Here is a 26,647-nt window from a genome sequence, read left to right as displayed (position 1 = left end):
GGCCGGTAGGGAGATGCTGGCACCGCACGTGGTGCGAAACGGGGGTGCATATGAAGCCGCTCGAACCGGGCGATCCCACTTCGGTCGGCGAGGGCCGGTACCGGCTGACGGGACGGCTCGGCCAGGGGGGCATGGGCGTGGTCTACCTGGGCCGTTCCCAGTCCGGACGGGCGGTGGCCGTCAAGGTGGTACGCCCCGAACTCAGCACCGAACCCGGGTTCCGGCGGCGGTTCGCCGACGAGGTGGCGGCGGCGCGGCGGGTGGGCGGCTTCCACACCGCTCCGGTGGTCGACGCCGACCCCGAGGCGGACCCGGCCTGGCTGGTGACGGCCTTCGTGCCCGGGCCCACGCTGGCGGCGGTGATCGGCCGGGTCGGGGCGCTGCCCGTGGACACGCTGACGGTGCTGGCGGCCGGGCTCGCGGAGGCGCTGGAGGCGATCCACCGGGCGGGGGTCATCCACCGCGATCTGAAGCCCGCGAACATCATCGTCGCGGAGGACGGGCCGCGGGTCATCGACTTCGGCATCGCGCGGGCGCTGGACGGGACCGCGCTGACCCAGACCGGACTGCAGGTGGGCACGCCGGGGTTCCTCGCACCCGAGCAGTTGACCGGCGGCACGGTGACTCCCGCGGTGGACATGTTCGCGCTGGGGGTGGTGCTGACCCAGGCGGCGGGCGGCTCGCCGTTCGGCGACGGGCCGGCGGCTGCGCGGCACTACAAGGTGGTGCACGAGGAGCCGGACCTCGGGGCGGTCCCCGATGAACTGCTCGAGCTCATCGCGGCCTGCCTGTCCAAGAACCCGGCGGGACGGCCCACCCCGGGGGCCTTCCTCGACCGCCTGACGGTCCGCCACCCGGCGGGCGAGGGCTGGCTCCCGGACGAAGCGACCCGACTCCTGCCACGGCAGGACCCGGCCGACGCGGTCGGCGCAGCTGCGCCGGAGCACCACCCGCTGACCGCACCGGACGCCATGCCTGTGGCCGGCGGGGGCAGCGCCGGGCCCGGGGCTGCGGACACGGTGACCGCCACCGGGCCACCCGCCCGGGTCCGGGGAGCCACCGCTGCGGGCACGAGCCCGGGCGCCGTGCCGGGTGCGGCTGCGGCTCCGGGCGGCGGTGCGGGCGCACAGCCGGGCCCCGGCGCTGCGGGCGCGAGCCCGGGTGCAACTGCGGGCACGAGCCCGGGCGCCACCGCGGCTGCGGCTCCCGCCGAGGGCAGCGGCCCGGCCGGTCCGACGGCGAGCGCGGACACGGCTGCTGCCGCCGCAAGCGCGGCTCCCGGCGCCGGCGCGGGTGCACGGCCGGGCCCCGGCGCTGCGGGCGCGAGCCCGGGCGCTACCGCGGCTACGGCCGAAGCCGCCGGCCCGGCCGGTGCGGCGGCGAGCGCGGGCGCGGGTGCTGCCGCCGCGGGCGCGGCTCCGGGCGCCGGTGCGGGCGCACAGCCGGGCCCCAGCGCTGCGGGAGCGGGGCCGGGCGCCACCGCGGCTGCGGCGGCGGCTCCGGCCGAGGCCACCGGCCCGGCCGGGCAGGCGGCGAGCGCGGGCGCTGCCGCCGCAGGCGCGGCTCCGGGCGCACTGCCGGGCGCGAGCCCGGGTGCAACTGGGGGCGCGGGGCCGGGCGCCACCGCGGCTCCGGCCGAGGCCGCCGGCCCGGCCGGGCCGGTGGCGAGTGCGGGCGCGGCTGCGGGCAGCGGTGCAGACACACGGCCGGGCCATGGCACCGTCGGCCCGGTGCAGGGCGCGGGTGCCGATGCGGGCTCCGGGCACGGTCCGGCTGCGGATCCGGGCGGCGGTGCGGGCTTCCCGCCCGGTCCCGGCACGGCCGGATCGGCCGGATCGGCCCGTACGGGCGCGGCTCCGGGCGCACGGCCGGGCCCCGGCGCCGCGGGCGCGGGGCCGGGCGGCGGTGCGGGCCTCGGGCCGGGGCCCGGCCCAGCCGGGGCAGCCGGCGCAGCCGGAGCGGTGGGCCAGGGCGCCGGGCCGGGGGCCGGTGTGGCCGCGGACGGCTACGGGGCGTGGATTGCTCCTGGTGCGGGTGGGGCCGTGCCGCCGCAGCGCCCGCCGAAGCGGCGGCGCCGGGCGGCGGTGGTCGGGGTGGCGGTTGGGCTGCTGGCGCTGAGCGCCATCGGGGTGTTGCGGTGGCAGCCGTGGGACGGCGGCGCCGAGGACAACTCGAACGGCGCCGGCGGGCCGGCCACTCCCCCGGCCTCCTCCGCGCCGCCCGCCGGCCCCGCGCCGTACCCCACCGCCGCGATGCTGGTCCGCACGGACACCGCCAAGGGCTGGCCGCAGAACTGCCACGGCCGGATCGCCCGCCGCGAGGGCGGGAAGGGCGGCAGCACGGCCGCGTCCAAGCCGTTGGTCAGCGGGAGCAGCTGCGACATGCTGCCCCAGTGGGCCCCCGACCGCCGGTCGTTCGCCTTCACCCGGGTCACGCCCCAGGGCGCTTCCGTTTGGGCCGCGAAGGCCGACGGCTCCGAGGAGTACCGGATCGCGGCCATCGCCGGCGGACGGGTGTCCTGGTCCCCGAACGGCAAGCGGCTGGCCGTGCTGCGCGAAAAGGGCGGCGTACAACAGCTGTTCGTGATCACGCTCGCCACCGGTTCAGCCCGGCAGCTCACCACCGGCACCACCCCGGTCGAGGATCCGGCGTGGTCACCGGACGGCAAGCGGATCGCCGTGTCCCTCCAGGCCGGACGGGACAACTGGCAGATCCACCTGGTCGATCCGGAGGCTCCGGGATCCGCTCCCGAGCAGGTGACCCGGCTGCCCCACCCCGCGCTCGACCCCGTCTGGTCCCCGGACGGCCGCACCTTCGCGTACACCGCCGGAACCTACGGCAAGGCCACCCAGGGCGACATCCGCCTCGTGGGCGCCGACGGCAAGAACGACCGGGGCCTGGTGGTCACCGACCGCCACGAGATGGATCCGAGCTGGTCTCCGGACGGCAATTGGCTGGCCTTCGTCCGGGGCCCGTACGAGGAGCCGGCGATCTGGGCCGTCCGCGCGGACGGATCGGGCGAGCGGAGGGTCGGCGGCGGCTCCGAGGGGCATCCCGCCTGGCGTTAGGTCCTGTCCGGGCGATCTCCGTGGATGAGCCCGCGTCGTCTGGTGCGGTACATCGCAAGGCGGAGCTTCGCGACTCGTACTGGACGTACTTGCGCGATGCGACAACGCTGGGGGCACCTCCCAGCGGTAGCTGGGGGACGAGGTGCCGTGCCTGGGGGCACCTCCCAGCGGTAGCTGGGGGAGCGGCGCGGGCCCGCGGAGATCGCCCGGACAGGGCCTAAGCGGTCTCAGCCGGTCCGGGCCAGCCGGTGCAGCCGTAGCGCCAGTTGGAGTTCCAGCGCCCGGGCGGGGGCGTTCCAGTCGGCGCCCAGCAGCCGGCCGATCCGGTCGAGGCGCTGGACCACCGTGTTCACGTGCACGTGCAGGACGTCCTTGGTCCGGGTGAGGCTGCCGCTCTGCTCGAAGTATGCGTCCAGGGTGCCGGTCAGGTCGGTGCCGCGCTCGGCGTCATAGCCGAGCAGCGGGCCGAGGGTGTTCCGTACGTACCCGGACACGCCCGCCGGGTCGCCGAGCAGCAGGCCGACGAAGCCGAGGTCGGCGAGGGCGCCGCCGCGGCCGGTCTGGCCGAGGGCGCGCAGCGCGGCCACGCAGCGCTGTGCCTCGGCATGGGCTGCGGGCAGGCCCGCCGGGCCGGTGGTGGGGCCGGCCGCGCCGACGGTGACCGGGGCGGCCAGAGCCTGGCCGAGTTCCTCGGCTAGGGCCCGGGCGGTGGCGCCGGGTTCGCCGGTGGGGACGAGGAGGACCACCTGTTCCCGGTGGGTTCCGGCCAGGCCGTCGTGGGCGTGGGCGCTGCGGGTTGCCGCGGCCAGCAGCCGGTGCCGGGGGGCGGTCTCGCCGTGGGTGACGAACACGCCGTGTGGGTGGTCCAGGCCTATGCCCAGCCGGTGGGCGCGGGCCGCCAGGCTGCCGGGGTCGCCGGTGGTGGACAGCAGGTCGTTGAGGAGTTCGCCGCGTATCCGGTCCTCGGTTTCGGCCACCGAGCGGCGCAGCAGCAGAAGCAGGGCGGTGACCACGCCGGCGCGTTCGAACAGCAGCCGGTCCGCATCGGCGAGGTCGGGGCGGCCGGTGAGGGCGATGCTGCCGAGGAGTTCGGGCCCGGCCAGCACGGCGCACACCCAGGTGCCGTCGAGCCGGACGGCCCGGCCGCTGGCCCGGGAGGCGGCCACGGCCCGGGCGGGCGGGGGCAGTGGTTCGGTGGGGTCGGTGCCCGTACGGGCGAGTTCGGCGCCGTCGGCGTCGTGGATGAGGATGCCGGCGTCCAGGATGTCGGCGATCTGCGCGGCCACGCCGGTGGCGTCGCCGCCGCGCAGCACGAGGTCGGTGAGCTGGTCGTGGGCCTGTTCGGCGCGGCGCATGGCCTCGCTCTGCGCCCGCGTCTCCTCCAGCAGCCGGGCGCCGTCGATGGCGATGGCGGCGTGGTCGGCGAGCGAGGAGAGCAGGGCGACCTCGTCGGGGATGAAGGCGCGCGGGGTGCGGTCGGCGGCGTACAGGACGCCGATGACCTGGGTGCCCACGCGCAGGGGCACGCCCAGGATGGCCCGCAGTCCTTCGTCGCGGACGGCGCCGTCGATGGTGGTGGTGTGGTGGAAGCGGGTGTCGGCCTGGTAGTCGCCGGTGGCGTAGGGGCGGGCGGTCTGGGCGACGAGGCCGCCGAGTCCTTCGCCCATGCCGAGGCGGACCTGCTGGAAGGCGGGGGCCACCGCGCCGTCGGTGACCCGCATATAGGTGTCGCCGGCCTCGTCGTCGTTGAGGGAGAGGTAGGTGACGTCGGTGCCGAGGAGGAGTTTGGCCCGGTGGACGATGGCGCGGAGTACGGCGTCCAGGTCGCGGAGTGCGGCCAGGTCGCTGGCGGTGTCGAAGAGGGCGGTGAGCTGGGCCTCGCGGCGGCGGTGCTGGCTGAGGGTGCGGCGGATCCGCAGGGCCACCTCGGTGGCCTCGGCGAGGGCGGCCAGTTCCTCGGGGTCGGCTCCGGCGGCCTTGGCTTCGGCGGCGGGGCGGGCGAGTGCCTCGGCGGAGGCGCCCTGGGCCAGCAGGTCGAGCAGCTGCCGCAGGCCGGGCCGGGCGCGGGGGTCGGGCTCGGGCACGGGGTGGGGGCTGCCGGGGGCTGTCACGGAGGGGAGCATACGGCGGGGGCCGCTCCGGGCGGCAGCAGCGGTCGCCAACGCGTTCGGCCGGAAGCCGCGGGGCGGGCGGGCGGTGCCGACGTCTTGTCCGGGGCGCCCGGGGCGCCGAGACTCGGTCCTCGACGGTTCCGATGCGGGGGGACACAGTGAAACGATTAGCGGTCACCGATCCGGTGGCAGTCGGCAAGTACCGGACGATCGCGGAGCTCGGCCGGGGCGGGATGGGCCGGGTCCTGCTGAGCAGCGCCCCGGACGGGAAGCTGGTCGCGGTCAAGCAGGTGCGTACCCAGTTCGTGGAGGACGACGGTTTCCGGGCCCGGTTCCGGCGTGAGGTGGAAGCCTCCCGCAAGGTCTCCGGGGCGTACACGTCCACGATCATCGACGCGGACGCGGACGCGCCCGAACCATGGCTGACCTCGGAGTTCGTTCCCGGACCGTCGCTGCAGCAAGCTGTGGCGGCCGTGGGCGCACTGCCGGAGGAGGCGATACTGCGCATGGCCGCGGGACTGGCCGCCGCCCTGGTCGACATCCACCGGGCCGGCCTGGTGCACCGGGATCTGAAACCGTCCAATGTGCTCCTCGCCGAGGACGGGCCCCGAGTGATCGACTTCGGCATCGCCCGGGCGGCCGACAGCGAAGGCGGCAGCGAGCTGACCCACACGGGCTGGTTGGTCGGCTCACCCGGTTTCATGTCCCCGGAGCAGGCCCGGGGAGTGCCGTTGGACTCGGCCAGCGACATCTTCTCCCTCGGGACGGTGCTGGTCATGGCGTGCACCGGCGCGTGCCCGTTCATCGGCCCCGCCATGCCGCAGACCTTGTACAACATCGTCCACACCGACCCGGATCTGAGCGGGGTGCCGGTGAGGATCCGCCCGATCGTCGCCGGCTGTCTGGCCAAGGACCCCGCCGACCGGCCGAGCGCGGCCCAACTGCTGGAAGCCATCGGCCGGATCACGCCCTCGGAGCGCCCCTGGCCGTCCGCGGTGTACGAGTTGATCGAGAAGCAGCAGGCGGAGATCGGGCGGCTCCAGGACGAGCTCCGGAAGCGGCCTGCCAAGCCGGTGTCCCCGCCCGCACCGAACCGGCGTGGGTTCGCCATCGCCGTGGGCATCGCAGCCGGCATCGCGGTCGCCTCCGTCGCCATCGCCCTGGTACCCGGGTACGGCACCGGTTCCGACCCGGGCCCCGGCCCCGGCCCGGGGACCATTGCCGAACCCCGGCCGACCGTCACGGCGTCCCGGCTTCCGAGCGACGATCCGACCACCTCGGCGCCCCGGCAACCGACCCCCGCCCCGACCACGTTCGCTCCCGAGCCCTCCACCGTCCCGGAGCCGAGCGCAAAGGCGCCGACGACGGCCAATACCCGGCCGAGCAGGCGGCCGGCCGCGATTGCCAGCTGCTTCGGGGAGCACCTGGCCGAGCCCGCCTCGCTGCTGCTCGCCTGTGGAGACGGGAAGGCCACGCTCAAGGGCCTGACATGGTCGGACTGGGGACTGTCCACCGCCCACGCCAGCGGGCAACTGTACGAGGTGGTCTGCCAGCCCAACTGCGCGAACGGCACCGAGGTCCGCTCCCCGGCCACGGTGACCCTCACGGGTCTGACCGGAGGGCGTTACACGGTCATGCAGATCAGGGCCCCGCGATCACCCCTCTCCCCCGTCAGCCGTTTCACCCTCGACTCGAACGGGCCGACGCGGCGGAGCTGACCGGGGGCCGTTACACCCCCCATGCGCTGAACGCGGCCCAATGGACAGGCGAGGCGAAGGGCCGCTCGTCCGTCGCCGCGCGAGCGGTGTAACGCTGGGTCAGGACTTCCAGGTGCCGGTGAGCGGCGGTGTACTGCGCGAGCTCTTCCCGGGTGAGGCGGCGCAGCCACCTGCGCGACCGGCGCAGGGCCGGCACCGGCGGCACGCCACCTACCCGGTCGCCCGGGGAGAGCAGCTCGTAGAAGCGTGTCATCAGCAGCGCGGTCACCATGTCGTCCACCTGCCACAGGCTGGTCACCGCGCAGGCCGCCCCGGCCTGGAGGAAGCCGGCCGGAAGTCCGCGGAACTCGTCGGGGGTCTCGACCATCGCGTAGTGGCCCGATTGGCAGGCGCTGGCCACCGCGATCCGGCAGGCGGGGAGTTGATGGCGGACCAGGGTGTCCATGTCCAGGCGGCCGTCGGCGAGTGCCAATGAGCCGCCCCGGCTGTCGAATCCACCGCTGCCGTGGCAGCTGATGTGGAGGTACGAGGCCTGTGCGAGGTGGTCGAGCAGCCAGCCCACGGTTGCTTCGGACCCCACCGCGCAGTCGGCCTCGCCGGGCGGCTCGAACAGCGTACGGATCTCGGCGAGTTCGCTGCGGCTGCCGGGGAGCGAGCCGTCGGGGTCGGTGACGGCCACCAGGCGTGGCACTGCCTCCGGCGGCCGGGCGGATCCTGCGCAGGAAGCGGCGTACAGCGCCGCGGACGGGGAGACGATCACCGTGCCGATGTCGTCGAGCACTTCTTCAACTGCTCGTTCCGTTTCCCGCCCGAGCGGCACAGCGTGGAGGGGGACGAGGCCCAGCAGACCGCTCGGGATGACGACGGCCTCGTGCCCCGGATCGTCCGCGAGGAGCTCCGCGATCGGGCGCACGAGCGGTTCGAGGACACCCAGGCGTCCCAGGGCCGCGGGGAGCTCACGCCGGCGCCTCAGCGCGCCGGCCTGCTGGACGAGGAGCAGTCCCTGCGTGCCGTCCGCCGGGTCCACGATCAGGAGGCGGGTGAGGGTCTCGCTGCTCACCTCGGGCACGGGAACGGCCCGTACGGGACTGGGACTGGGACCGGAACCGGAGCCCGGAGTCCGGGGGATCGTGAGGACGTAGCTGCCCCAGGGCGCGTTCACCAGGTAGGCGAGCGGCCGTCCGTCGGCGGCCCGGACGATGTCCGCCAGCTCGGTGGTGCGCAGGAAGCGCTCGAAGCCCGGGATCGAGCGGATGTCTTCGATCACCGTGCGCACACCGCGTTCCGCCTCGGCCTGCTCGCGCCATGCCGGAGACAGGACTCCGCCGGCCGCCGCGGACGGTTCCGCGACGGAGGCCCGGTACCGGCTCCGCGCCAGCCGGTAGCGGCGGGCCAGTGCGGGGTCGATGTTCTCCAGGTCCGCCAGATCCGCCGCTCCCCGACCGGCCGCCACCGAGAGCTCGCAGGCCAGGCCCCCTTCGATCGCTTCGACCGCACGGTCCGGGCGCCCCGCCCGGGCCAGCAGGAAGGCGGCCCAGCGGGCGATCCGGCTCACCTGGGCGAGCACGCTCCGGCGGCCGGCTCCGGTGACCTGGGCGTCGTAGAGGGCGTTGACCGCGGTCAGCATGTCCGATGCGACCTGGGCCGCCTCGCTCCAGCGTGCCGCCGCGGCGTGGGCGCGGAGCAGTTCTCGGGCGATGCCGAGGTGCAGGGACGGCGACACCGCGGCGGGGACGGCCGCGAGGGCCTCGCGGCGCAGCCGGATGCCTTCGGCGCTGTCCGGTCCGTCGAGACGGTCACTGGCCCGGGCCAGCAACCAGGAGATGCGGCCGGTGTTGACGAGCCCGGGGCGCGCCCTGGACAGCTCGAGCGCCGCGGTTGCCGCCGCTGTGGCGCCGGCTGCGTCGGCGGGGTCACGGGACAGCAGCAGGTCGGCCAGATTGCACTGGAGCTGTGACCACAGGACCGGGTCGTCATCGGCGGTGAGGTGCTGGAGCGCGTCCCGGTAGCACCGCTCCGCCTGCGGCAGGTCCGCCGCCTCGGCGCGGCGGTACAGCAGCAGGCCGAGGTTGATCATCGAGTAGGCCCAGTCGAGCCGGTTGCGCTGCGGGGACCGCTCCTCCAGCCCGGCCCTGATATGGCCGATGCCCAGGGTGAGGTCCTCGGGGCCGCCGCCCGGCCGCTCCGAGAGCAGCAGCCCGAGGTTGGTCTGGATCCGTGCCCAGGTTTCGGGATGCGCACGGCGGTCCAGCGCGCTCGCCCGCGCCAGCAGGTCGCGGGCGGCTTCCCAGGTCTCCTGCCGGTCGCCGTCGTCGCGCAGGTGGTGGGCGGTGGCGAGGTTGTTGGCCACTTCCGCCCAGTTCAGGCTGCCCTCGGGGAGCCGGGCCAGCGCCTGCTCCATGACTCTGAGCGCCTCGGACAGGTCGGCATCGAGCCCGGCCCGTACGGCGTGCACCAGGCGTTCGCCGAGTCTGGCGGCGAGCTCGGTCTCCATCTCTTCCTCGCCCAGCCCGGCGGCGAGTTCCAGCGCCTCGCGGGCCGGCGCGATGCCTTCGGGGCCTTCGGTGTCCCGGGCCTTGAGGTACAGCGCGTGCAGTTGGGTCCGCAGACCGCCGGTGAAGTGGTTCAGGGACTCGGCGTAGCGTCGTATCGCCGCGTCCGGAGGCGTCCGGCCGTCGCTCAGTTCGTCCAGCAGCTGCTGGCGGATCCGCAGCACCGGTTCGAGCGGGGTGCCGACGGCCGCGTGCAGCTCCTCACGGCCTGCGTCGCGCACGCTGGTGCCGTGGGTCAGCTCCGGGTGCGAGCGAACGAGCTCCGCAAGGTCGTCCGGCAGGCTTCCCAACACTGCGGCCGGCAGCTGCGTCACCCGGACGGCAGCACGTTCCTCCTCAAGGTATTCGAGGAAGATCCGGTAGTTGGCGGCCGTCGGTTCCCCCTCCGGCTCCAATTGCCGGCATGCCGCCTCGGGGTCCCGCAAGTCCTGCTCGACGTCGCGGGCCAGGACGACCGGGAGCAGCCTGCGCGGCAGCGGGATCACCTGCCCGGCGAAGGGGTGGCCGAGGAAGGCCCCGGCCCGCTCGGCCTCGGCCAGCACGGATGCCGCGGACGGCGGCATGCCGTGCCCGATCTCCGGGACGGAGAGCGCGAGCAGCAGGGGCGCCGCCGCACCCGGGCGGAGGACCAGCAGCGGCGCCTCGACATATGTCCTCGTCCCGCAGGTGGGGCAGTCCACCCACGACACCCCCGGGCCGGGGGCCGTCAGGACGTCGGCCCGCTCACGGGCGTCGACGATGCGCCACACCGGAGCCTGGCGTTCCTGGGCACACCCCTCGCAGTGCCAGGCGTAGGGCGCCCTCACCGAGACCGTCATCGGCTACTTGCCGCTGGTGATCTGCGAGAGCAGGGCGGTCAGCACCCGGCCGAGGGCGGAGTCGCGGAGGGCCCGCTTATGGATGGTCAGGGTCCACTTTCCGCGGGTGTCCCGCTTCATGATGACCTCGGTCTGCAGGAAGGTGACCACGAGCGCGGCGACCGAAATCGTGGCGGGGTCGATCCGGTCCATGGGCGACTGCACGTACTCGACGGCCTCGCCGATCGTCTGCGCCAGGTCCTCGTGCTGCGCCGCGGCGTACTCCAGCGCGATGCGCGCCAACTCGCCCTCGGTGGCGACTGGTTGGCCGGGGAGCAGATACTCCTCCCGGTCCAGGACGTCCACCGCGTCCCGCAGCTCGGCACCGCTCGAGGACAGTTGCCTGGCGGCGGGGAGCAACCCGCGCTCCTCCGCCACCACCGTCAGCGCCCGAACGGCCTCCTCGTCGGAGAGCGCTCGGATGTGCTGCCCTAAATCACCGTGATTCGACATGCCGGAATTCTGTCTCCTCCGACGGCTGTTCGGGGGTGAACGCGGGAGTTGGTGCCTCGGTCATCTCGCTACGTATGATCGAAACCCCAGTCGTCGCGGACGCCGAGGAGCATGGCCGTGGCCTTACCGATCATCATCGACTGCGATCCCGGGCACGACGACGCGCTCGCCCTCATGCTGGCCGCCGGCGACCCCGCGGTCGATCTGCTCGCCATCACCACGGTCGCCGGGAACCAGACCCTGGAGAAGACCACCCTGAACGCGCGCCGGGTGTGCACGGTCGCGGGCATCACCGGGGTTCCCATCGCCGCGGGCTGTGACCGGCCGCTCGTGCAGCCGTTGCAGGTGGCCGACGACGTGCACGGCGTGTCGGGGCTGGACGGGCCGCGGTTCCCGGAGCCGACCGTGGACGTGGTGCCCGAGCACGCCGTGGACCTCATCCACCGGGTGCTCACCGAGCACCCGGAACCGGTGACCCTGGTGCCGACCGGGCCGCTGACGAACATCGCCCTGCTGCTGACCCGCCATCCCGGATCGGCCGCCCGGATCCGGGAGATCGTCCTGATGGGCGGGTCCACCGAGCGGGGCAACCGGACGCCGGCCGCCGAGTTCAACATGTATACGGACCCGGAGGCCGCAGACATCGTCTTCCGCAGCGGCGTACCGGTGACCATGTGCGGGCTCAACGTCACCCACCAGGCCCTCGCCACGCCCGAGGTCCTGGCCCGCTTCGAAGGGCTGGGCACGGACCTCGGGCGCATCTGCGCGGAGCTGATGGCCTACTTCGCCGGCACCTACCGCCGGCTGTGGGGGTTCTCCAGCCCGCCGCTGCACGACCCCGTCGCGGTCGCCCGGGTCCTCGACCCGGGCCTCGTGCAGTGCGTCGAGGCGCATGTCGCCGTGGAGCTGCGCGGGGAGTACACCCGCGGGGCGACGGTGGTGGACCTCCACCGGTACCTCGGCAAGCCGGTGAACGCCAGGGTTGCCGTCTCCCTGGACCAGGAGCGGTTCTGGGACCGGCTGGTGGCCGCCGTGGCCGCCCTCGGCGGACCGCCTGCCAGCTAGGGCAGGTAGAGGGTGTAGAGCAGCCGGTTCGGGGCGGGCGGCGGGCTGCCCTGGAGGACTCCGGTGGTGGCGTTGGCCAGCAGCGCCTGTTTCACCTGGGCCGGGGTGTCGGCCGGGCGGAACGCCAGGTGCAGTGCGACGGCGCCGGCCGTGTGCGCGGTGGCCATGGAGGTGCCGCTGAGGGTGGCCGTCGCGGTGTCGCTGTCCTTCCAGGCCGAGGGGATGGCCACCCCCGGGGCGAACAGGGACACGCAGTTGCCGTGGTTGGAGGAGGAGGCGCGGCGGTCCGTGCGGTCGGAGGCCGCGGCCACGATCGTCTCGGGCACCCGGGCGGGCGAGGTGGTGCAGGCCCCGTCGGGGCGGGCGGAGCTGCCGGCCGAGACGGTGTAGGTGACACCGGAGGCGATGGACCTGCGGACGGCCGCGTCCAGGGCCGTGTTGGCCGCGCCGCCCAGGCTCATATTGGCGACGGCCGGTTTGACGGCGTGCGCGGTCACCCAGTCGATGCCGGCGATGACTCCCGAGGTGGCGGCGGAGCCCTGGCAGTTCAGGACGCGTACGGCCACCAGCCGGGCGGATTTGGCGACCCCGTGGACCGTTCCGGCGGCGATCCCGCCGACATGGGTGCCGTGGCCGTTGCAGTCCTCGCCGTTGCCGCCGTCGCCGACCGTGTCGATGCCGACGGAGGCACGGCCGCCGAAGTCCGTGTGCGTGGTGCGCAGTCCGGTGTCGATGACGTACACGTGCACGTTCGCGGCGGTGGTGCGGTACGTGTACGTGGTGGAGAGCGGCAGCAGGCGCTGGTCGATGCGGTCCAGCCCCCAGGGGGCGTTCGGCTGGGTCGCGGCCGGCACCGCGGCGGTGGCTGCGGCTGGGGTTGCCGGGTCCAGGGTCACCCGGGTGTCCTGCACGATCCGGGCGACCCGGGGGTCGGCGGCCAGCCGGACGGCATCGGCGCGGCCCATCCGCGCGGAGAAGCCGTGCAGGGCGGAGGTGTAGACGTGGCCGAGGCGGGCGCCGGCGGTGCGGCCGGTCAGCTCATGGGCCACGCCGCGCACGCCCGCGGTGTGTACCGCGTCCGCGTCCTTCAGCTCGACGATCCAGGAGTCCGGGATCGCGGTCTCCCCCACGGCCGCGTACGCGATCTCGGCGGGCGGCGGCGCTTGTGCGGCGGTTGCCGGGAGGGAGCCGGCGAGCGGCAGCGCGACCGCCAACAGGGCGGCGGGCAGCAGGGATAACGCGGGCAGTCGGCGGCGTGTCACTCTCATGCGACGGCACCTGAACCTTCCTCGACCGGGTGTGGGGTCGCCGGTGCTCCGGCGAACCGGCTGAGCGCAGGCCAGAGTGCCGGGCCGGCTGCGGTCGCACAAGAGTGCGCGGCCGGCCGGAAACGTGACGGAGCCCGGGAGCATATCCAGCTCCCGGGCTCCTGCTTGCCACCCAATTGCATGGGGCTACCGGAACAGGTAGCCGAATACGGCGTCTCCGACCCGCTGGTCGGCGACCTCCGTGCTGTTGGCCTCCTCGCGGGCGAACTTGACTGCCTGCTGGCGCCGTTCGACGCGGTCGAGGAGCTCGTTGACCCGTCGGGCCGGGAGCGCGCCGGAGAACTTGACGGTCGTCCAGTAGCCGACCGCGACGTCCTCGTAGTACACCTCGACCTGGGCCGGGTGCTTCTCGGTGGCCTCGGCCTTCACGTGGTTGCGCGGCACCTTCTTGGTGCGGATGGTCCGCACCGCGTCCGTCTTCCACGAGTCCGTCGACGGGTCCAGGTTCCACGACTCGGAGGCGTCGAGCACCGGCAGCTTCCGGACGAAGGTGTGCAGGTCGGTGAGCTGCTTCTCGAGGAACAGCAGGTAGGGCACCGGCACCTGGGGCAGCAGGACCGTCCCGTCCACGACGACATCGGCGACGGCCGTCCGGTTCGCCCAGTCCTTCGTCGCGGTCACGTCGAACAGCCGCGTCAGGGTGGCCGCCGTGTCCCGGAGCACGTCCGCGAGATCCCGGCGAGCAGGGCGGGCCGGCGCCCGCGCCGGGACGGTGGTCCCGGCGCGGGCGGGGGGTCAGGCGGACTGGACGGGGACGGTGACGAAGCGGGTGCCTGCTTCGTTTTCCACCACGACCTCCTTCACCTGGGCCGGGTCGACCGCCGCCGAACCGTCCAGCGAGGCTCCCTTGCCCTCGCCGTTGGCCTGGCTGCCCGTCACCCAGCCGCCCGCCGTGGTGCGGCTGCCGTCGTGGGCCACCACGACCAGCCGGCAGCGCTCGCCCGGCGGCACGCCGGTCACCGCGGCGTTGACCCGTACCCAGTGCGCGGCGGGGGTCACCCGGACCGTCATCCGGGCCCCGCTGGCCCGGTCGGTGGCGGAGGCCACCTTGGTGCCGGCGGGCGGCGGTGCGGGAGTGGCCGTGGCGGGGGGCGGCGGGACGGGCAGGGCGAGGGGGGCCTCTTCGCCGCCGCCGAGGGCCGTGCCGGCCCAGAACACCGTCGCGAGCGCGGCAGCGGCGGCCAGGCCGATGACGGCGCCGCGGCGCCGCGCGCTGCCCGCGCGTTCGCCGCGCATCTGCCGCAGGGTGCGCTGCAGCAGCAGATCGCCTCCTTGGGGCGGTCCGTCCAGGAAGGCCTCCTGGGGTACTTCGCCGAGTGCGCTCTCCATCTCACGCAAGGCGGTCACCTCCCGCCCGCACTGCTCGCAGCCGTTCACATGGTCCTCGACACGCCGGACCTCCGCCTCGTCGAGTACGCCGAGGACGTACGGGCCGAGCAGTTCCTCCTCCGCGTGCTGCTGCCGGTTCATGCCACCACCTCCCTGAGTCCGGCGGGCTGCTGGGGCCTGCTCGGTCGGTTGTTGCCTTCCCTGAACGTCTCGCGCAGGGCCTTGAGTGCGTAGTGCGAACGCGATTTCACCGTGCCCGCCGGAATGCCGAGGCTGTCCGCGGCCTCGGCGACGCTGCGCTCGCGGTAGTACAGCTCCGTGAGCACGTCGCGGTGTTCGGGTGACAGCCGGTCGAGGGCGCCGAGCACCGTCATGGCGTCCACGATCGCGTCCGAGTGGTCCGCCTCCACCGGGGGCGTCGCGGCGGATCCCGCGACCTCCGTCGGCCGGGCGGCCTTGGCCCGGTAGCGGTCGGTGATGATGTTCCGGGCCACGGTGAGCAGCCAGCCGCGCACCGAGCCCTTTCCGTTCACCAGGACCTCGGAGTGCCGCCAGGCCCGGATGAGGGTCTCCTGGACGACGTCCTCGGCCGTGGCCCGGTCACCGGTCAGCCGGGTCGCGTACGCGAGCAGGGCGTTGCCGTGCTCCTCGTACACCGACCTGATCAGTGCTTCGTCGGTCGAGCCCCGCCGACTGCGGGGCCACAGTGGTCCGGCCATCTCACCCTCTCCGTCTTTCTGTGCTGCGTCGTGCGGAACACGCGGCCCGGGCCCCGACTGTTCACGTGGCGTGCGTCACATTCAGGTTCGGCAGCGCCGGCCCTCGTTGAGGCAGGCGACGACCTCGGCCATCCGCTCGTCCGTCATCACGTTCACGAACATGGCGTGGTCGGTGCGGGGGCTGTGGCGCTGCTCGGGGAAGGAGTCCAGGGCGATCCGTGCGCCGGGCGGGACCTCGTAGGCGAGGGAGATCCGGAGTTCGGGCACGGCGAAGGTGCCCGGCGGGCAGACTCCGTTGGCGGCGGCGAACCGGAGGTGGGTGCGGCCGTCGTTGACGGTGTCCAGGCCGTTCCAGCAGCTGGGGAAGACCAGGGTGCGGGTGAGGCGGTCACCGGCCGGGCAGCGCGGGTACTTGACGGTGGACCGGTCCGGGGAGCCGGAACAGCCCCAGCGGGCCCGTACGTGGGCATCGGTGCCGGCGGTGAAGGCGACGGCGTCCCCGGTGATGGCGCGCAGGAAGCGGGGCATCGGCACCACCTTGCCGACGGGGTTGCCGCGGAACTCCACCCGCACATCCGCCGGGAGGAGGATCTGGCCGGTGTTGCCGTGTCCGGCGGCCCGTTCGTAGGGCTGGGTGGCGGGCCGGTCCGGGCGGCGCAGCACGGGCCAGTAGTACGTGGAGCGGTCGCCGCCGCGGCAGGTGGTGGGGGCGGCGGCGAGCTGCTCGTCCGTGGAGGAGGCGCGGGTGGACAGGTTGCCGACGTAGGCGTGGGTGTGGTGGGCGCCGCCCGTCAGACCGGGCGACACGACCACGTTGTCCTCGTTGTAGTGGGCCTCCTCGTTCCGGCCGCACTCCACCGTGACCGTGCCGGTGGAGGCGTCCGGCCCGGCCTTCGACTCCGGCTGCGGTACAGGCGACACGGGCGGTACGTCACGTATGTCGATGTACTCATGCGCGGCCGACGGGGCGCCGGCCGGCCCGTGGTGCGGGCCGCTGGCGCGCGAGGCCCCCAGGACGGCCGTGGCCAGGACCCCGCCCAGCGCCAGGCAGACGAGGAGCGTGAGCAGTCGGCGTTCTTTCCCCATGCGGGTCACGTTCGCCGCTGCCTGCCGGGCGCGTCAACCTGACCGGGAGTCAGCGGGACGGCCGGTCGCCGTGAACTCGGCGGCGCTGGTCCACGGACCGCGTCCGCCCGCCTCGGTCAGTGCCCTGATGCGCAGGTAGCGGCCGGTCTTCGCGGTCAGGGGGACGGTCGTGGGGGCCGCGGTGTCGGGGAAGGTGCCGGTCGCCACCGGGGCGCCCCAGTCGGTGGTGCTGTCCGAGATGTAGACCTCGTACGCGCCGATGCGGCCGTTGATCCCGCCGTCCTGCCGGGGCAGGTGGCCGAGACCGTCCACGGTGTAGCGGGCGCCGAGGTCGATCTGGATCTCGTGCGGGAGCGGGGCGGCTGCGCTGCCGGACCAGGCGGAGTGCCACAGGGTGGCCGGGTTGCCGTCGAAGGCGTTCGCGGCGGCGCCGTTCTCGGCGGCGGTCTCCTGGCTGTCGGCCTTGACCAGGGTCCAGCCGGACTGCGGGATCGGTGCCGAGCCGGTGACCGGGGTGGCGGCGGGAACACTCGTACCGGTGGCCGCGACGGTGAACGCGGCCGATTGCGGGCCGGTCTTGACGTGGAGGACGCCGGACCGGTCGGCCGGGTCGAAGTACCAGCCGGTGGGGGCCGCGTCGTAGGCGGCCTTGGAGGCGTGGGCGGACAGGGCGCCGCCTTGCAGGGTGACGGCGGCCGGGCGGGATGCCACGTGCAGGGTGAGTTCGTAGCCGCGGGAGGCGGGCTTGCCCGCGTAGCTGCCGGTGGCGGCACCGACGGCCACGGTGACGTTCCCGGTGCCGGAGGCGGGTGCGGTGACGTCCACCTGCTGGCGGGCGTAGGCGCCGCCGAGGTGGGCGCGGGTGCGGCCGTCGTCCTCGTAGAGGGTGAAGGAAGAGCTGCCGCGCGGGTGGATGTCGTAGGTGAGGGTGGAGACGGGCTTCTCGCCGGTGTGGTTCATCTGCGGCCACATCGGCACGATTGCGCCGCCCTTGACGAACAGCGGCAGGGTGTCGAGGGGCGCGGAGTAGCCGTTGAGCCAGCCCGGGCCCGCGTAGGTCCTGCCCGTCCAGTAGTCGGTCCAGGTGCCGGCCGGCAGGTAGATGCCGTTGCGGACGGTGGTGTCGGAGGTGACGGGGGCGACCAGGAAGGAGTCCCCCGCCATGAACTGCTGGCTGGTCTGGTTGCCGCGTGCCACCGGGTCGTTCGGGTATTCCAGGACCAGGGGGCGGGTAGAGGGGACGCCGGTCTCGTGGGCGGTCCGGCTCATCGTGTACAAGTACGGCATCAGGCGCATCTTGAGCTTGAGGTACCTGCGGTTGATGGACAGGTACGGCTCGGCGAACCGCCAGGGCTGCTTGTCCTGGTAGCCGGCGGCCGGGTTGGTGGCGCCCCAGCCGGACATGGTCATGAAGGCCGGGGTGAAGGCCTTCCACTGGAGGTCGCGTACATAGGTCTTCGGGCTGCCGCCGAAGATGCCGTCGATGTCGCCGGCGGCGTAGTTGAGGCCGGAGAGGCCGGCGCCGGCGATGGCGGGGACGTGCCAGCGCATGTCGTCCCAGGTGCCGTGGGTGTCTCCGGTCCAGACGACGGCGTTGCGCTGGGTGCCGGCCCAGCCGTCGACGGTCCAGACGTACCGGCGGGCGTCCGAGTTCTTCTCGATGCCGTCGACGGCCTGCTGGACCCCTTGGAAGGCGTATTTGTACCCGCTGCCGATCCAGGCGACGTCGGTCTTGACCCCGCGGGTTCCGGCGGTGCCGACCTCGTCGGCGATCCCGCCGAGGCCGGTGGAGGTCCACAGTCCGGTCTGGAACCCCTTCGCCTTCAGGGCGTCGACGGTGGATTTGAGGGGTTTGGTGTAGCCGCAGCCGTAGCCGTCGTTGGGCAGGAACCAGCCGGAGGGCATGTCGGCGGCGCGGGCGTCGGCGGCGTACGAGACCACGTCCGGGGTGGTCTGGTGGCGGGCGCGGTTGTGGTCGCCCTGGTAGTCGGGGTTGGAGGCGTTCCAGCAGTCGGCGTTGCCGAGTTCGAAGCCCCAGAGCGGGGCGAGGAAGGGTTTGCCGGAGACGTCGGTGTAGGCGTCGAGCACGCCCTTAAGGGAGGTGCCGGTGAAGTACCAGGCGTCGAAGCGGCTCTCGTTGTGGGTGAGCGCGCTCGGCGCGTGGAAGCCGTAGGAGCCGGGGGCCCAGGTGTTGCGCATGACGCCGTAGCCGTTGGTGGACATGTAGAAGGGGGCGGGGCTGGCGTTGTCGTTCTCGCGCCAGCTGTTGTCGACGGCCACGGGCACCGTCTTGTCGCGCAGCGCCCACTCCCCCAGGCGCAGGCCGGTGCCGTAGAACTGCTCGTCGGCGCCGCGGGTGAGGTACTGGGTGGTCCGGCCGCCGGTCCAGGAGGTGGGCTGGGCCTCCTGCCAGACCGGGGTGGTGTTGTCCGCCCGGTAGACCGCGAACCGCAGGGGTGACTTGTTGATCCGGATGGACAGGGCTCCGGTGGTGAGGCGGTGGTGGGTGCCGGCGTCGGTGAGGGCGGCCGTCACCGGGCCGAAGTCGGTGGTGACCGCGAGGTCGGAGCCGGCCGGGTCGTCGGCGAAGGTGCCGTCGGGTGACAGCCACAGGCGGAAGATGTCGGGGCGGGCGACGACCAGGCGGACCTTGGCCCGGGTGGTGGTGCTGATCGTGAAGGTGCTGCCGGTGCGGGTGATGCCGGTGACGGATCCGGCGGTGGCGGCCGGGGCGGCGGCCTGAACAGCGGCCTGTGCGGCGGCGTCCGGGGCGGGCGCGGCCATGGCGAGGGCCGCCACCACCAGGAGCGGGGCGAGCAGGGCGCGGGTCAGGATGCGGCGTGCGATGCGGTGTGCGGTGCGGCTCATGGGGCGGCTCATGCGGGCGGCTCCTCATGCGGTCGGCAGGTGCGGACGGACATACGCCCATCGGCTTGTCATGCGCTCGGCAAGATAGCGCTCCGCCGGGACCGTTTGAAGGGAGTTGCTCGAAACTGGCCTGCTTCAAGCACCTTCACGCATCTTCAACGGCCGCCACGAACCGCAGCGGGGCCGCGCGCTGCTCGGGCGGCGCGGGCACCGGCGGGGCGAAGGCCGGGGTGGACAGGGCCGCCAGGCCGGGGTGGACCGCGCTCAGCGGCATCCGCCCGGTTTCCGCCGCGGCCTCGCGCAGGCGCGCATCGCCGGCGAGCCGTTCCGTACTGACGTACAGGTAGGCGTTCTGGGCGCACCACGGTTCGATCTCCGGGTCGTCCCACAGCCGGGAGCGCAGGCAGTCGACGAGGACGTACCCCCGCCGGCGGAACCGGTCGCGCCAGTACGGCGGCCACTGTCCGTTTCGGTGGGCGCTGCCGGGCTGGCCGGGGAGGGCCGCGGCGAAGAGGACCAGGTCGGAGAGGGCGCAGAGGTCGGCGACCAGGGTGTCGGCGCGGACCGGCGGCTGGTGTTCGGCCACCTCCAGGCACAGGGCGAGGTCGAAGCGGCGGCCGTCCAGGCGGACGGGGTGGCCGAGGTCCCGCCGCAGGAAGCAGTCCGGCGGGATCCGCAGGGCACCACCACCGGCCCGGTCGCCGTCGATGCCGAGGACCGTCTCCGCGCCCAGGCGCCCGGCGACGGCCGTCCAGACCCCCGTTCCACAGCCGAGATCGACCACACTGGACGGGCGGGCCAGATCGAACACCAGGGGCAGCACCCGCTCGGCGGTCCGCTCCGGCCCGTCCGCCCGATCCGCACAGAACCACGTGCCGTACGCCTCACCGCGGGACATCGTCACCCGTCACCACCTCGCGCATCGCCGACGGCCCGGGCGGGCCGAGGCGACCCTGCCACAGGGCCCGGCAGGGGCCGCCGCGGCACGCCCCGGACGGACCGAAGACGGCTCATGTGACTATTCGGAGGACGGTTCGACCGAGGGGAAAGGGACCACGATGAGCGAGAAGGCCCGCAAGCTGTTCGACGCGCTCGACCTGAACGCGGACGGCACGCTGACCCGCGCCGAGGTGATCTCGGCGCTCCGGACGAAGGGCCCGACCCTGGCCGCCCGCGGCGATCTGCCGTTCTGGGGACTCGGGGACGCCAACGACTCCTCCGCCCTGTTCGACGCAGCGGACCAGAACGGGGACAGCGTACTGACGTTCGAGGAATTTGCGGCGGTGGTCGACCGGCGCTTCGGGTGGTAGGTCACCCGGCGTGAGGCGCCGACAACAAAGAGTTGCCGGATTGTGGGAAGGTGGGGACATATCGTGATGTGAGGGGCTCCGGACCCTCCCGCGGTGAGAGAATTCAGTGACAGCCGAGGCGGATGGGGCTGACAGCCATGTCGACGTCTACCCACGAGGTGTACGGTGCGCCCTGCTGGGTCAGCCTCATGGCCCGGGACCTGGCGGCGGCCGAGCACTTCTACGGCGAGGTGCTGGGGTGGAGCTTCCGCCCGACCAGGCTCGGCGAGGCGTTCCGCGTCGCCTTCCGGGACGGCATTCCGGTGGCCGGGATCGGGGCCTTCGCCGAGAAGCTCTCCGTGCCCGTGGCCTGGACCCCCTACTTCGCCGTGGACGACGCCGATGTGACCGCCGCGCGGATCGTCGAGCGGAGCGGCACCCTGGCGGTCGGCCCGCTGACCTTCGGCACCGGCCGGGCGGCGCTCGCCGCGGACCGCGAGGGTGCGGTGTTCGGGATCTGGCAGGGGAACGCCATCCCCGACTGGCACGTCGGCCGGGAGAACGCGCCCGCCTGGCTGGAGCTGCGCACCCGGCACGCCCTGGACGCCGCGATCTTCTACGGCGAGGTCCTGGACTGGGCGTGCGACACCGAAGGGTGCTGCGACGCGTCCTACGAGGACGGCCATGTGGTGCTGCGGCACAGCGGGCACCCGGTGGCCCGGATCCGCGGCGGGGCACCCGAGGACGCGCCCGATCCGCAGATCCGGCCGCGCTGGCACGTCAATTTCCGGGTGCTGGACCTTGAGGCCGCGGTCGCCACGGCCCTCCGGCTGGGCGGCTCGGAGGTGTCCACCGGAAGGGACGAGCCGGGCCGTCGGCACGCCACGCTGCGGGACCCCGATGGGGGGCTGTTCACCATCGCCACCACCGCCGAGGCCGACCGCTACGAACCGACCCGCCCGCTGATCTGAGAGCGGCGGACGCCGAGGCCGTCGGCCCGGGACCACGAAACGCTGTCCGGAATCCGGACGAGTGTGTCCGGCGTGTGAACTCTTCCGCGCGGGCATTTTTTGATGTCATCGCCAACTTCCGTGCAGGCATTGTGAGTTGAGCTGATCCAGGTCGGCTGCCCGGGTGGGGCGCCGGGGGGTGGGAGGGGTGCGGCAAGGGTTTTCCCCGTATCGGGTTCATTCCGCGTTTGCCTACTGTCTGCCCACCGGCGGACGGCTCCCCGCAAGCGCCACCGCCGGTACACCTCCCACACGCACCAACCGGCCGCTCCGGCCTGCCCGGAAACGGCCGCGAAAGGGCACACCTTGCACGCATCCCGACGCCGGCTCATATCCGTGGTGGCGATGTCCGCCACCCTGCTCGGTGGTACCGCCACCACCTCGCTGGCCCTGTCCCAGCCCGTGGCCGCACCGGGCACGGCCCCCGTCGCCGCCACGGCCGCGTCCGTCCCGCAGCCGTCCGCGCCGGTCGCGAACCTGATCGTCGGCTACAAGTCGACCGCCTCCGAGGCCAGTTCCAACACCGCCGCCGACGCCGACGCCAAGGCCAAGGGCAAGAAGGCCGGCGAATCGGTGGAATTCGAGCGCCGTCTCGGCACCGGGGCCGCACTCGTGGACCTCGGCGGCACCCTCGCGCCCGCCGAAGCCGCGGACGTGATGGCCCAGTTCCGCGCGGACCCGGACGTCGCCTACGTGGAGCCCGACACCCGCGCCTACGCGCTGGCCACCCCGAACGACACCGAGTACGCCAAGCAGTGGGACCTGTTCGAGCCCACCGCCGGCATGAACGTTCCGGCCGCCTGGGACAAGACCACCGGTTCCGGCGTCACCGTCGCCGTCATCGACACCGGCTACGTCGCCCACTCCGACCTCGCCGCGAACGTGGTGCCCGGCTACGACTTCATCTCCAGCGCCGCCGACGCCCGCGACGGCAACGGCCGCGACAACAACCCGGCCGACCAGGGCGACTGGACCGCGGCCGGCGAGTGCGGCCTCGGTTCCAAGGCGAGCACCTCCTCCTGGCACGGCACCCACGTGGCCGGCACCATCGGCGCCGCCACCAACAACGGCAAGGGCATCGCCGGCATCTCGTACGGCGCCAAGATCCAGCCCGTGCGCGTGCTCGGCAAGTGCGGCGGCGCCACCTCCGACATCGTCGACGCCATCACCTGGGCGTCCGGCGGCTCGGTGGCCGGCATCCCGGTCAACGCCACCCCGGCCAAGGTCATCAACATGAGCCTCGGCGGCTCCGGCACCTGCGGCAGCAGCTACCAGAACGCCATCAACGCGGCCGTGGCCCGTGGCACCACCGTCGTGGTGGCCGCCGGCAACAGCAACGCGGACGCGAGCGGCTTCTCGCCCGCCAGCTGCAGCAACGTGATCAACGTGGCCGCCAGCAACCGCACCGGCGACCGCTCCTACTACTCCAACTACGGCGCCTCCGTCGACGTCGCCGCCCCGGGCGGTGAGACCCGCCGCGCCACCGACACGCCCGGCACCATCACCACCCCCGAGAACGGCATCCTCTCCACCCTGAACGCCGGCACCAGCACCCCGGGCGCCGAGAACTACAAGCCCTACCAGGGCACCAGCATGGCCGCCCCGCACATCGCGGGCCTCGCCGCGCTGCTGAAGTCGGCCAACTCCGCGCTGACCCCGGCCCAGATCGAGTCCGCGATCAAGACCAACGCCCGCCCGCTGGCCGGCACCTGCACCGGCGGCTGCGGCACCGGCCTCGCCGACGCGGCCAAGACCGTCGCGGCCGTCACCGGCGGCACCGGCACCCCGGCCGCCCACGAGAACACCACCGATGTCGCCATCCCGGACAACGGCGGTGCCGTCTCCTCCTCCATCGCCGTCACCGGCCGCACCGGCAACGCCCCGGCCGCCCTGAAGGTGAACGTCGACATCAAGCACAGCTACCGCGGCGACCTGGTCATCGACCTGGTCGGCCCGGGCGGTGCGGTCAAGCGGCTGCAGAGCTCCTCCGGCGACAGCGCGGCCAACGTGCTCACCACGTACACCGTCGACGCCTCCGCCTGGCCCGCCAACGGCACCTGGCAGCTGCGCGTCCAGGACGTCGCCGCCGCCGACACCGGCTACATCGACTCCTGGAGCCTCGGCTTCTAGGACACCCCGCACCACCGGCTGCTCCCCCACGCACACCCCAAGCCGCCACCCCCCACAAAGGTCCGTACCTGCCTGACCAATAGGTCCGGACCAACTCCGCCCGCGGGCCTGCCGATTCGTCCCATGACGGCAGGCCCGCGGGTCTTTCCTGCCGCCGGCTGATTTCTGCGTCACAATCAGGGTCCGCCAGGCCTCCGACCTCGTATTCTCGCGCTCACAGGTGAGGCACAGGACGGGGAGCGAGAGGCTGGTGGCTGTGCGTGGCGGCGACGGGGAACGCTGAGGCGACCGTCGGACACGGCGAACTGATCGAGGCGGTCGACCGCGCGCTGACCACGCGCGGCCGGGTGATCCTCACCGGCCCGACCGGGGCCGGCAAGACCGTCCTGGCCGGGGCGGTGGCAGCGGCTGCCGAGGCCCGCGGCGAGACCGTGCTCCGGCTGGCCCCCGAGGCCGCGGACCGCGCGCTGCCGGAGGCAGGCGCCGCGGCGCTGCTCGCCTCCGTGCCCGCCGCCGCACTGGACCGGCTGGCCGGACCGCAGCGCGCCGCCGTCGCCCTGCTCTGCCGGGAGACCGATGCCCCGCGGGCCGGCCGCGACGATGTGGCCCTGCGCCTGGCGGTCGTCGAGGTGCTCCGCAGCCTCGCCGTGGCCGAGCCGCTGCTGATCGTCCTGGACGATGCGCAGTGGCTGGACCCGGAGAGTGCCGGCCTGCTCCGGTTCGCTCTGAGGCTGACCCCGCCCGGGGTGCGGCTGCTCGCCGCCGAATGCGACCGGGGCGGCGCGACCGTCGCCGAGGCCCTCTGCGGTCCCGGCACCCCCGCCGTACGGGTCCCCCCGCTCGGCGCCGACGAGGTGGCCGAACTCCTGGTCCGGCACGGGCTGCCCGCCCGGCTGGCCGGCCGGGTCCACCAGGCCAGCGGCGGCAATCCGCGCCTCGCCCTCGCCCTCGGGCACTCCCTCGCCGAGGCCGGGGACGGCTGCGCGCACCACGCCGACACCCTCCCGGTGTCCGGCCCGGTCCGGCAGGTCACCCGGCGGCTGCTCGCCGAGGCGCCCGACCGGGCGCACCCCAGCCTGCTGCTCGCCGCGCTCGCCACCCGCCCCACGACGGCGCTGCTGCGCCGGGCCGGCCGGCCGGACGCGGAGGCGGAACTCGCCGAGGCCGAGCGGGCCGCCCTGGTGACGGTGGGCCAGGACGGCACCGTCGCCTTCACCGCCGGGGCCCTGCCGGCCGCCCTGGCCGCCGACGCGGGCTGGCCCGAACGGGCCGCCGGGCACGCCGCGCTGGCCGCCGCCGTCGACGACCCGGTGCAGGCCGTCCGGCACCGGGCGCTGGCCGTGGACCTCCCGGACGAGCAGCTGGCCGCCGACCTCGGGGAGGCCGCGGCGGCCTGCCGGCGGCGCGGAAACCGGGCACTGGCCGCCGAACTCGGGCTGCTTGCCGCCGAACGCACTCCGGTGGACCGGTCCGCGGCCGAACTGGCCCGGCTGGTCGCCGCCGCCGAGGACGCCGGCTGGTCCGGACGGGCCGACCTGGCCCGCCGGGCCGCCCGGGCGGTGCTGGCCCGGGATGCCGCGCCCGCCGACCGGGTACGGGCCCGGCTGGCCGTGATCGACGCCGCCGGCCAGGCCCTGGCCGACCTCGACGAGACCTTTGCGCACGCCGTGGCCGACGCGGCCGGGGATCCCGCGCTGCTGGCCGCCGTACAGCTGCGGGTGGCGTGGAAGCTGAACCTGAGCGACGGGGATCCGGTGCGCTCGCGCGAGGCCGCCGACGAGGCCGGGGAGCTGGCCAAGGCCGGCGGGGACCGGGTCGCCGAGGCGATGGCGCTGACCGTACGGGCCCGGATGGGCCGGATCCTGGGCGATCCGGGGGCCGAGGAGATCCTCGCGGAGGCGCTGGCGCTGCCGGTGCCCGAGGTGCCGCTGGGCATGCGAAACGCACCGCAGTACCTGGCGGTCCGGCACGCCCTGTTCGACGACCGGTCGGCCGATGCCCGGGAACAGCTGCTGGTGCTGCTGCCCGCGGTGGAGCGGACCGGCTCCGCCGAGGACGTCTTCGAGGTGCTGCGCAGCCTCACCGAGGTGGAGCTGCGCAGCGGCCGGTGCGCGGCCGGATCGGCCCATGCCCGGCGGGCGCTGCAGCTGACCATCGAGGCGGGCCTGTCCCCCGGGCCGGCCTGGTACCTGGCGGCGATCGCGGAGTACATGGGCGGCAGTTTCGCCCGGGCCGCCGGATATGCCCGGCGGGGGGTGCAGGCCTCGGAGGAGGAACGCGACCAGGTGTTCCTCTCCCGGAGCCTGTACGCGCTCGGGCTGGTGGAACTGGCCGGCGGGGAGGCGGCGAAGGCGGTGGCCACCCTGCGCCGGGTCGCGGACCTGGAGGCCGCGCAGCAGGTGGTGGACCCCTCGGTGCTGCGCTGGCACGGGGAGCTGGCCGAGGCCCTGGTGGCGGCGGACGCCCCGGCCGAGGCGGCGGCGCTGCTCGACGAGGTACGGGCGGTGGCGGTGCGGCTCGGCCGGTCCGGGGTGGTCGCCTCGCTGGACCGGGCGCAGGGGCTGCTGCTGGCGGCGGCCGGGGAACCGGACGCGGCGGTCGCGCTGCTGGAGGCCACGGCGGAGCGCTTCGAGGGGCTGGGGCTGCCGTGGGAGCGCGGGCGGACCCTGCTGGCGCTGGCGCGGGTGGAGCGGCGGCGGCGCCGACGGGCTCCGGCGCGGGCTGCGCTGCAGAGCGCGGCGGAGGTCTTCGAGCGGGCCGGGGCGGTGCCGTGGGTGGAGCTGACCCGCCAGGTGCCGGCCGGAACGGGGCGCGGGCCGGCTCCGGGACGGGGTCCCGGGGCCGGCCCGGAGGTGCTCACCGAGGCGGAGACCCGGCTGGCCCTGCTGGTCGGTCAGGGGGCGAGCAACCAGGAGGCGGCGGCGAAGCTGTTCCTGAGCGTGAAAACCGTCGAGGCCCGGCTGACGCGCATCTACCAGAAGCTCGACGTCCGCTCCCGGGCCCAGCTGGCGGCAGCACTGCGCCGCGGCTGATCCACCGTACCGATGCCGCAGGCGACGGAGCG

At 74.2% G+C, this 26,647-nt stretch carries 16 protein-coding genes and 1 pseudogene; 7 read left to right on the top strand and 10 right to left on the bottom strand.

The window, feature by feature from the left end:
- The first annotated feature begins 50 nt into the window (after positions 1-50).
- On the top strand, positions 51-3,068 hold the full coding sequence (locus tag ABT123_RS01500) for a protein kinase domain-containing protein (RefSeq protein ID WP_351308025.1): 3,018 nt from the start codon (positions 51-53) through the stop codon (positions 3,066-3,068).
- 227 nt (positions 3,069-3,295) lie between these two features.
- Here ABT123_RS01500 and ABT123_RS01495 read toward each other — a convergent pair whose 3' ends face one another.
- A complete protein-coding gene (locus ABT123_RS01495) occupies positions 3,296-5,191 on the bottom strand; it encodes a helix-turn-helix domain-containing protein (protein WP_351308022.1) in 1,896 nt (631 codons plus the stop codon).
- Positions 5,192-5,337: 146 nt separating this feature from the next.
- Between ABT123_RS01495 and ABT123_RS01490 the strand changes: the two genes are divergently transcribed.
- The gene (locus tag ABT123_RS01490) at positions 5,338-6,897 is read left to right on the top strand and encodes a serine/threonine-protein kinase (protein WP_351308019.1); all 1,560 of its coding nucleotides are present in this window, start codon (positions 5,338-5,340) and stop codon (positions 6,895-6,897) included.
- 10 nt (positions 6,898-6,907) lie between these two features.
- On the opposite strand, the gene ABT123_RS01485 is transcribed toward ABT123_RS01490, so the two are convergent.
- Together ABT123_RS01485 and ABT123_RS01480 are read right to left on the bottom strand one after the other, a co-directional pair.
- Positions 6,908-10,267: a CHAT domain-containing protein gene (locus tag ABT123_RS01485; RefSeq protein WP_351308016.1), complete on the bottom strand. Its 3,360-nt coding sequence runs from the start codon at positions 10,265-10,267 to the stop codon at positions 6,908-6,910.
- Between the two features lie 3 nt (positions 10,268-10,270).
- Positions 10,271-10,759, bottom strand: coding sequence for a hypothetical protein (locus tag ABT123_RS01480; RefSeq protein WP_351308014.1), 489 nt, complete (start codon positions 10,757-10,759; stop codon positions 10,271-10,273).
- A 117-nt stretch (positions 10,760-10,876) separates the two neighbouring features.
- On the opposite strand from ABT123_RS01480, the gene ABT123_RS01475 reads away from it, so the two are divergent.
- Positions 10,877-11,824 carry a nucleoside hydrolase gene (locus ABT123_RS01475; RefSeq protein ID WP_351308011.1) on the top strand — a complete coding sequence of 316 codons (948 nt, stop codon included), beginning with the start codon at positions 10,877-10,879 and terminating at the stop codon, positions 11,822-11,824.
- Here the strand turns inward: ABT123_RS01475 and ABT123_RS01470 are convergent.
- The 7 genes and pseudogenes from ABT123_RS01470 to ABT123_RS01440 all read right to left on the bottom strand — a co-directional run bounded on the left by ABT123_RS01470 (position 11,821) and on the right by ABT123_RS01440 (position 20,052).
- Positions 11,821-13,092, bottom strand: a complete 1,272-nt coding sequence (locus ABT123_RS01470) for a S8 family peptidase (protein WP_351308008.1) — start codon at positions 13,090-13,092, stop codon at positions 11,821-11,823. The two genes, ABT123_RS01475 and ABT123_RS01470, sit on opposite strands and share 4 nt — an antisense overlap.
- 186 nt (positions 13,093-13,278) lie before the next feature.
- A pseudogene (locus ABT123_RS01465) lies at positions 13,279-13,818 on the bottom strand (DUF7873 family protein); the annotation flags it as partial.
- Between the two features lie 69 nt (positions 13,819-13,887).
- The gene (locus tag ABT123_RS01460; protein WP_351308005.1) at positions 13,888-14,622 is read right to left on the bottom strand and encodes an anti-sigma factor family protein; all 735 of its coding nucleotides are present in this window, start codon (positions 14,620-14,622) and stop codon (positions 13,888-13,890) included.
- Positions 14,619-15,200 (bottom strand): sigma-70 family RNA polymerase sigma factor, encoded by a 582-nt coding sequence (locus ABT123_RS01455; RefSeq protein WP_351308002.1) that lies wholly within the window; start codon positions 15,198-15,200, stop codon positions 14,619-14,621. Before ABT123_RS01455 ends, ABT123_RS01460 begins: the two co-directional genes overlap by 4 nt.
- A gap of 81 nt (positions 15,201-15,281) precedes the next feature.
- On the bottom strand, positions 15,282-16,286 hold the full coding sequence (locus ABT123_RS01450) for a DUF1996 domain-containing protein (RefSeq protein ID WP_351307999.1): 1,005 nt from the start codon (positions 16,284-16,286) through the stop codon (positions 15,282-15,284).
- A 33-nt stretch (positions 16,287-16,319) separates the two neighbouring features.
- On the bottom strand, positions 16,320-19,166 hold the full coding sequence (locus tag ABT123_RS01445; RefSeq protein ID WP_351307996.1) for a TIM-barrel domain-containing protein: 2,847 nt from the start codon (positions 19,164-19,166) through the stop codon (positions 16,320-16,322).
- 133 nt (positions 19,167-19,299) lie between these two features.
- The gene (locus ABT123_RS01440) at positions 19,300-20,052 is read right to left on the bottom strand and encodes a methyltransferase domain-containing protein (protein WP_351308205.1); all 753 of its coding nucleotides are present in this window, start codon (positions 20,050-20,052) and stop codon (positions 19,300-19,302) included.
- Between the two features lie 160 nt (positions 20,053-20,212).
- On the opposite strand from ABT123_RS01440, the gene ABT123_RS01435 reads away from it, so the two are divergent.
- The 4 genes from ABT123_RS01435 (at position 20,213) to ABT123_RS01420 (ending at position 26,615) form a co-directional block, all read left to right on the top strand.
- Entirely contained in the window at positions 20,213-20,464 is a 252-nt protein-coding gene (locus ABT123_RS01435; protein WP_351307993.1) for an EF-hand domain-containing protein, read from the top strand.
- Between the two features lie 137 nt (positions 20,465-20,601).
- Entirely contained in the window at positions 20,602-21,414 is an 813-nt protein-coding gene (locus ABT123_RS01430) for a VOC family protein (protein ID WP_351307990.1), read from the top strand.
- A gap of 384 nt (positions 21,415-21,798) precedes the next feature.
- Positions 21,799-23,583 (top strand): S8 family serine peptidase, encoded by a 1,785-nt coding sequence (locus ABT123_RS01425; RefSeq protein WP_351308202.1) that lies wholly within the window; start codon positions 21,799-21,801, stop codon positions 23,581-23,583.
- A gap of 260 nt (positions 23,584-23,843) precedes the next feature.
- The gene (locus tag ABT123_RS01420) at positions 23,844-26,615 is read left to right on the top strand and encodes a helix-turn-helix transcriptional regulator (protein ID WP_351307988.1); all 2,772 of its coding nucleotides are present in this window, start codon (positions 23,844-23,846) and stop codon (positions 26,613-26,615) included.
- Positions 26,616-26,647: the final 32 nt, after the last annotated feature.

The organism is Streptomyces sp. NPDC002054 (assembly GCF_040296685.1).
In the GTDB taxonomy this organism is placed as follows: Bacteria; Actinomycetota; Actinomycetes; order Streptomycetales; family Streptomycetaceae; genus Streptomyces.
Note: the sequence above shows the minus strand (reverse complement) of the source record. Positions and strands in the feature narration are given on the sequence as shown.

Bases quoted from the DNA above. Each gene is read 5' to 3' on its own strand.
- ABT123_RS01500 (WP_351308025.1), top strand. From the start codon at position 51: ATGAAGCCGCTCGAACCGGGCGATCCCACTTCGGTCGGCGAGGGCCGG.
- ABT123_RS01495 (WP_351308022.1), bottom strand. From the start codon at position 5,191: ATGCTCCCCTCCGTGACAGCCCCCGGCAGCCCCCACCCCGTGCCCGAG.
- ABT123_RS01485 (WP_351308016.1), bottom strand. From the start codon at position 10,267: ATGACGGTCTCGGTGAGGGCGCCCTACGCCTGGCACTGCGAGGGGTGT.
- ABT123_RS01480 (WP_351308014.1), bottom strand. From the start codon at position 10,759: ATGTCGAATCACGGTGATTTAGGGCAGCACATCCGAGCGCTCTCCGAC.
- ABT123_RS01470 (WP_351308008.1), bottom strand. From the start codon at position 13,092: ATGAGAGTGACACGCCGCCGACTGCCCGCGTTATCCCTGCTGCCCGCC.
- ABT123_RS01460 (WP_351308005.1), bottom strand. From the start codon at position 14,622: ATGAACCGGCAGCAGCACGCGGAGGAGGAACTGCTCGGCCCGTACGTC.
- ABT123_RS01455 (WP_351308002.1), bottom strand. From the start codon at position 15,200: ATGGCCGGACCACTGTGGCCCCGCAGTCGGCGGGGCTCGACCGACGAA.
- ABT123_RS01450 (WP_351307999.1), bottom strand. From the start codon at position 16,286: ATGGGGAAAGAACGCCGACTGCTCACGCTCCTCGTCTGCCTGGCGCTG.
- ABT123_RS01445 (WP_351307996.1), bottom strand. From the start codon at position 19,166: ATGAGCCGCCCCATGAGCCGCACCGCACACCGCATCGCACGCCGCATC.
- ABT123_RS01440 (WP_351308205.1), bottom strand. From the start codon at position 20,052: ATGTCCCGCGGTGAGGCGTACGGCACGTGGTTCTGTGCGGATCGGGCG.
- ABT123_RS01435 (WP_351307993.1), top strand. From the start codon at position 20,213: ATGAGCGAGAAGGCCCGCAAGCTGTTCGACGCGCTCGACCTGAACGCG.
- ABT123_RS01430 (WP_351307990.1), top strand. From the start codon at position 20,602: ATGTCGACGTCTACCCACGAGGTGTACGGTGCGCCCTGCTGGGTCAGC.
- ABT123_RS01425 (WP_351308202.1), top strand. From the start codon at position 21,799: ATGTCCGCCACCCTGCTCGGTGGTACCGCCACCACCTCGCTGGCCCTG.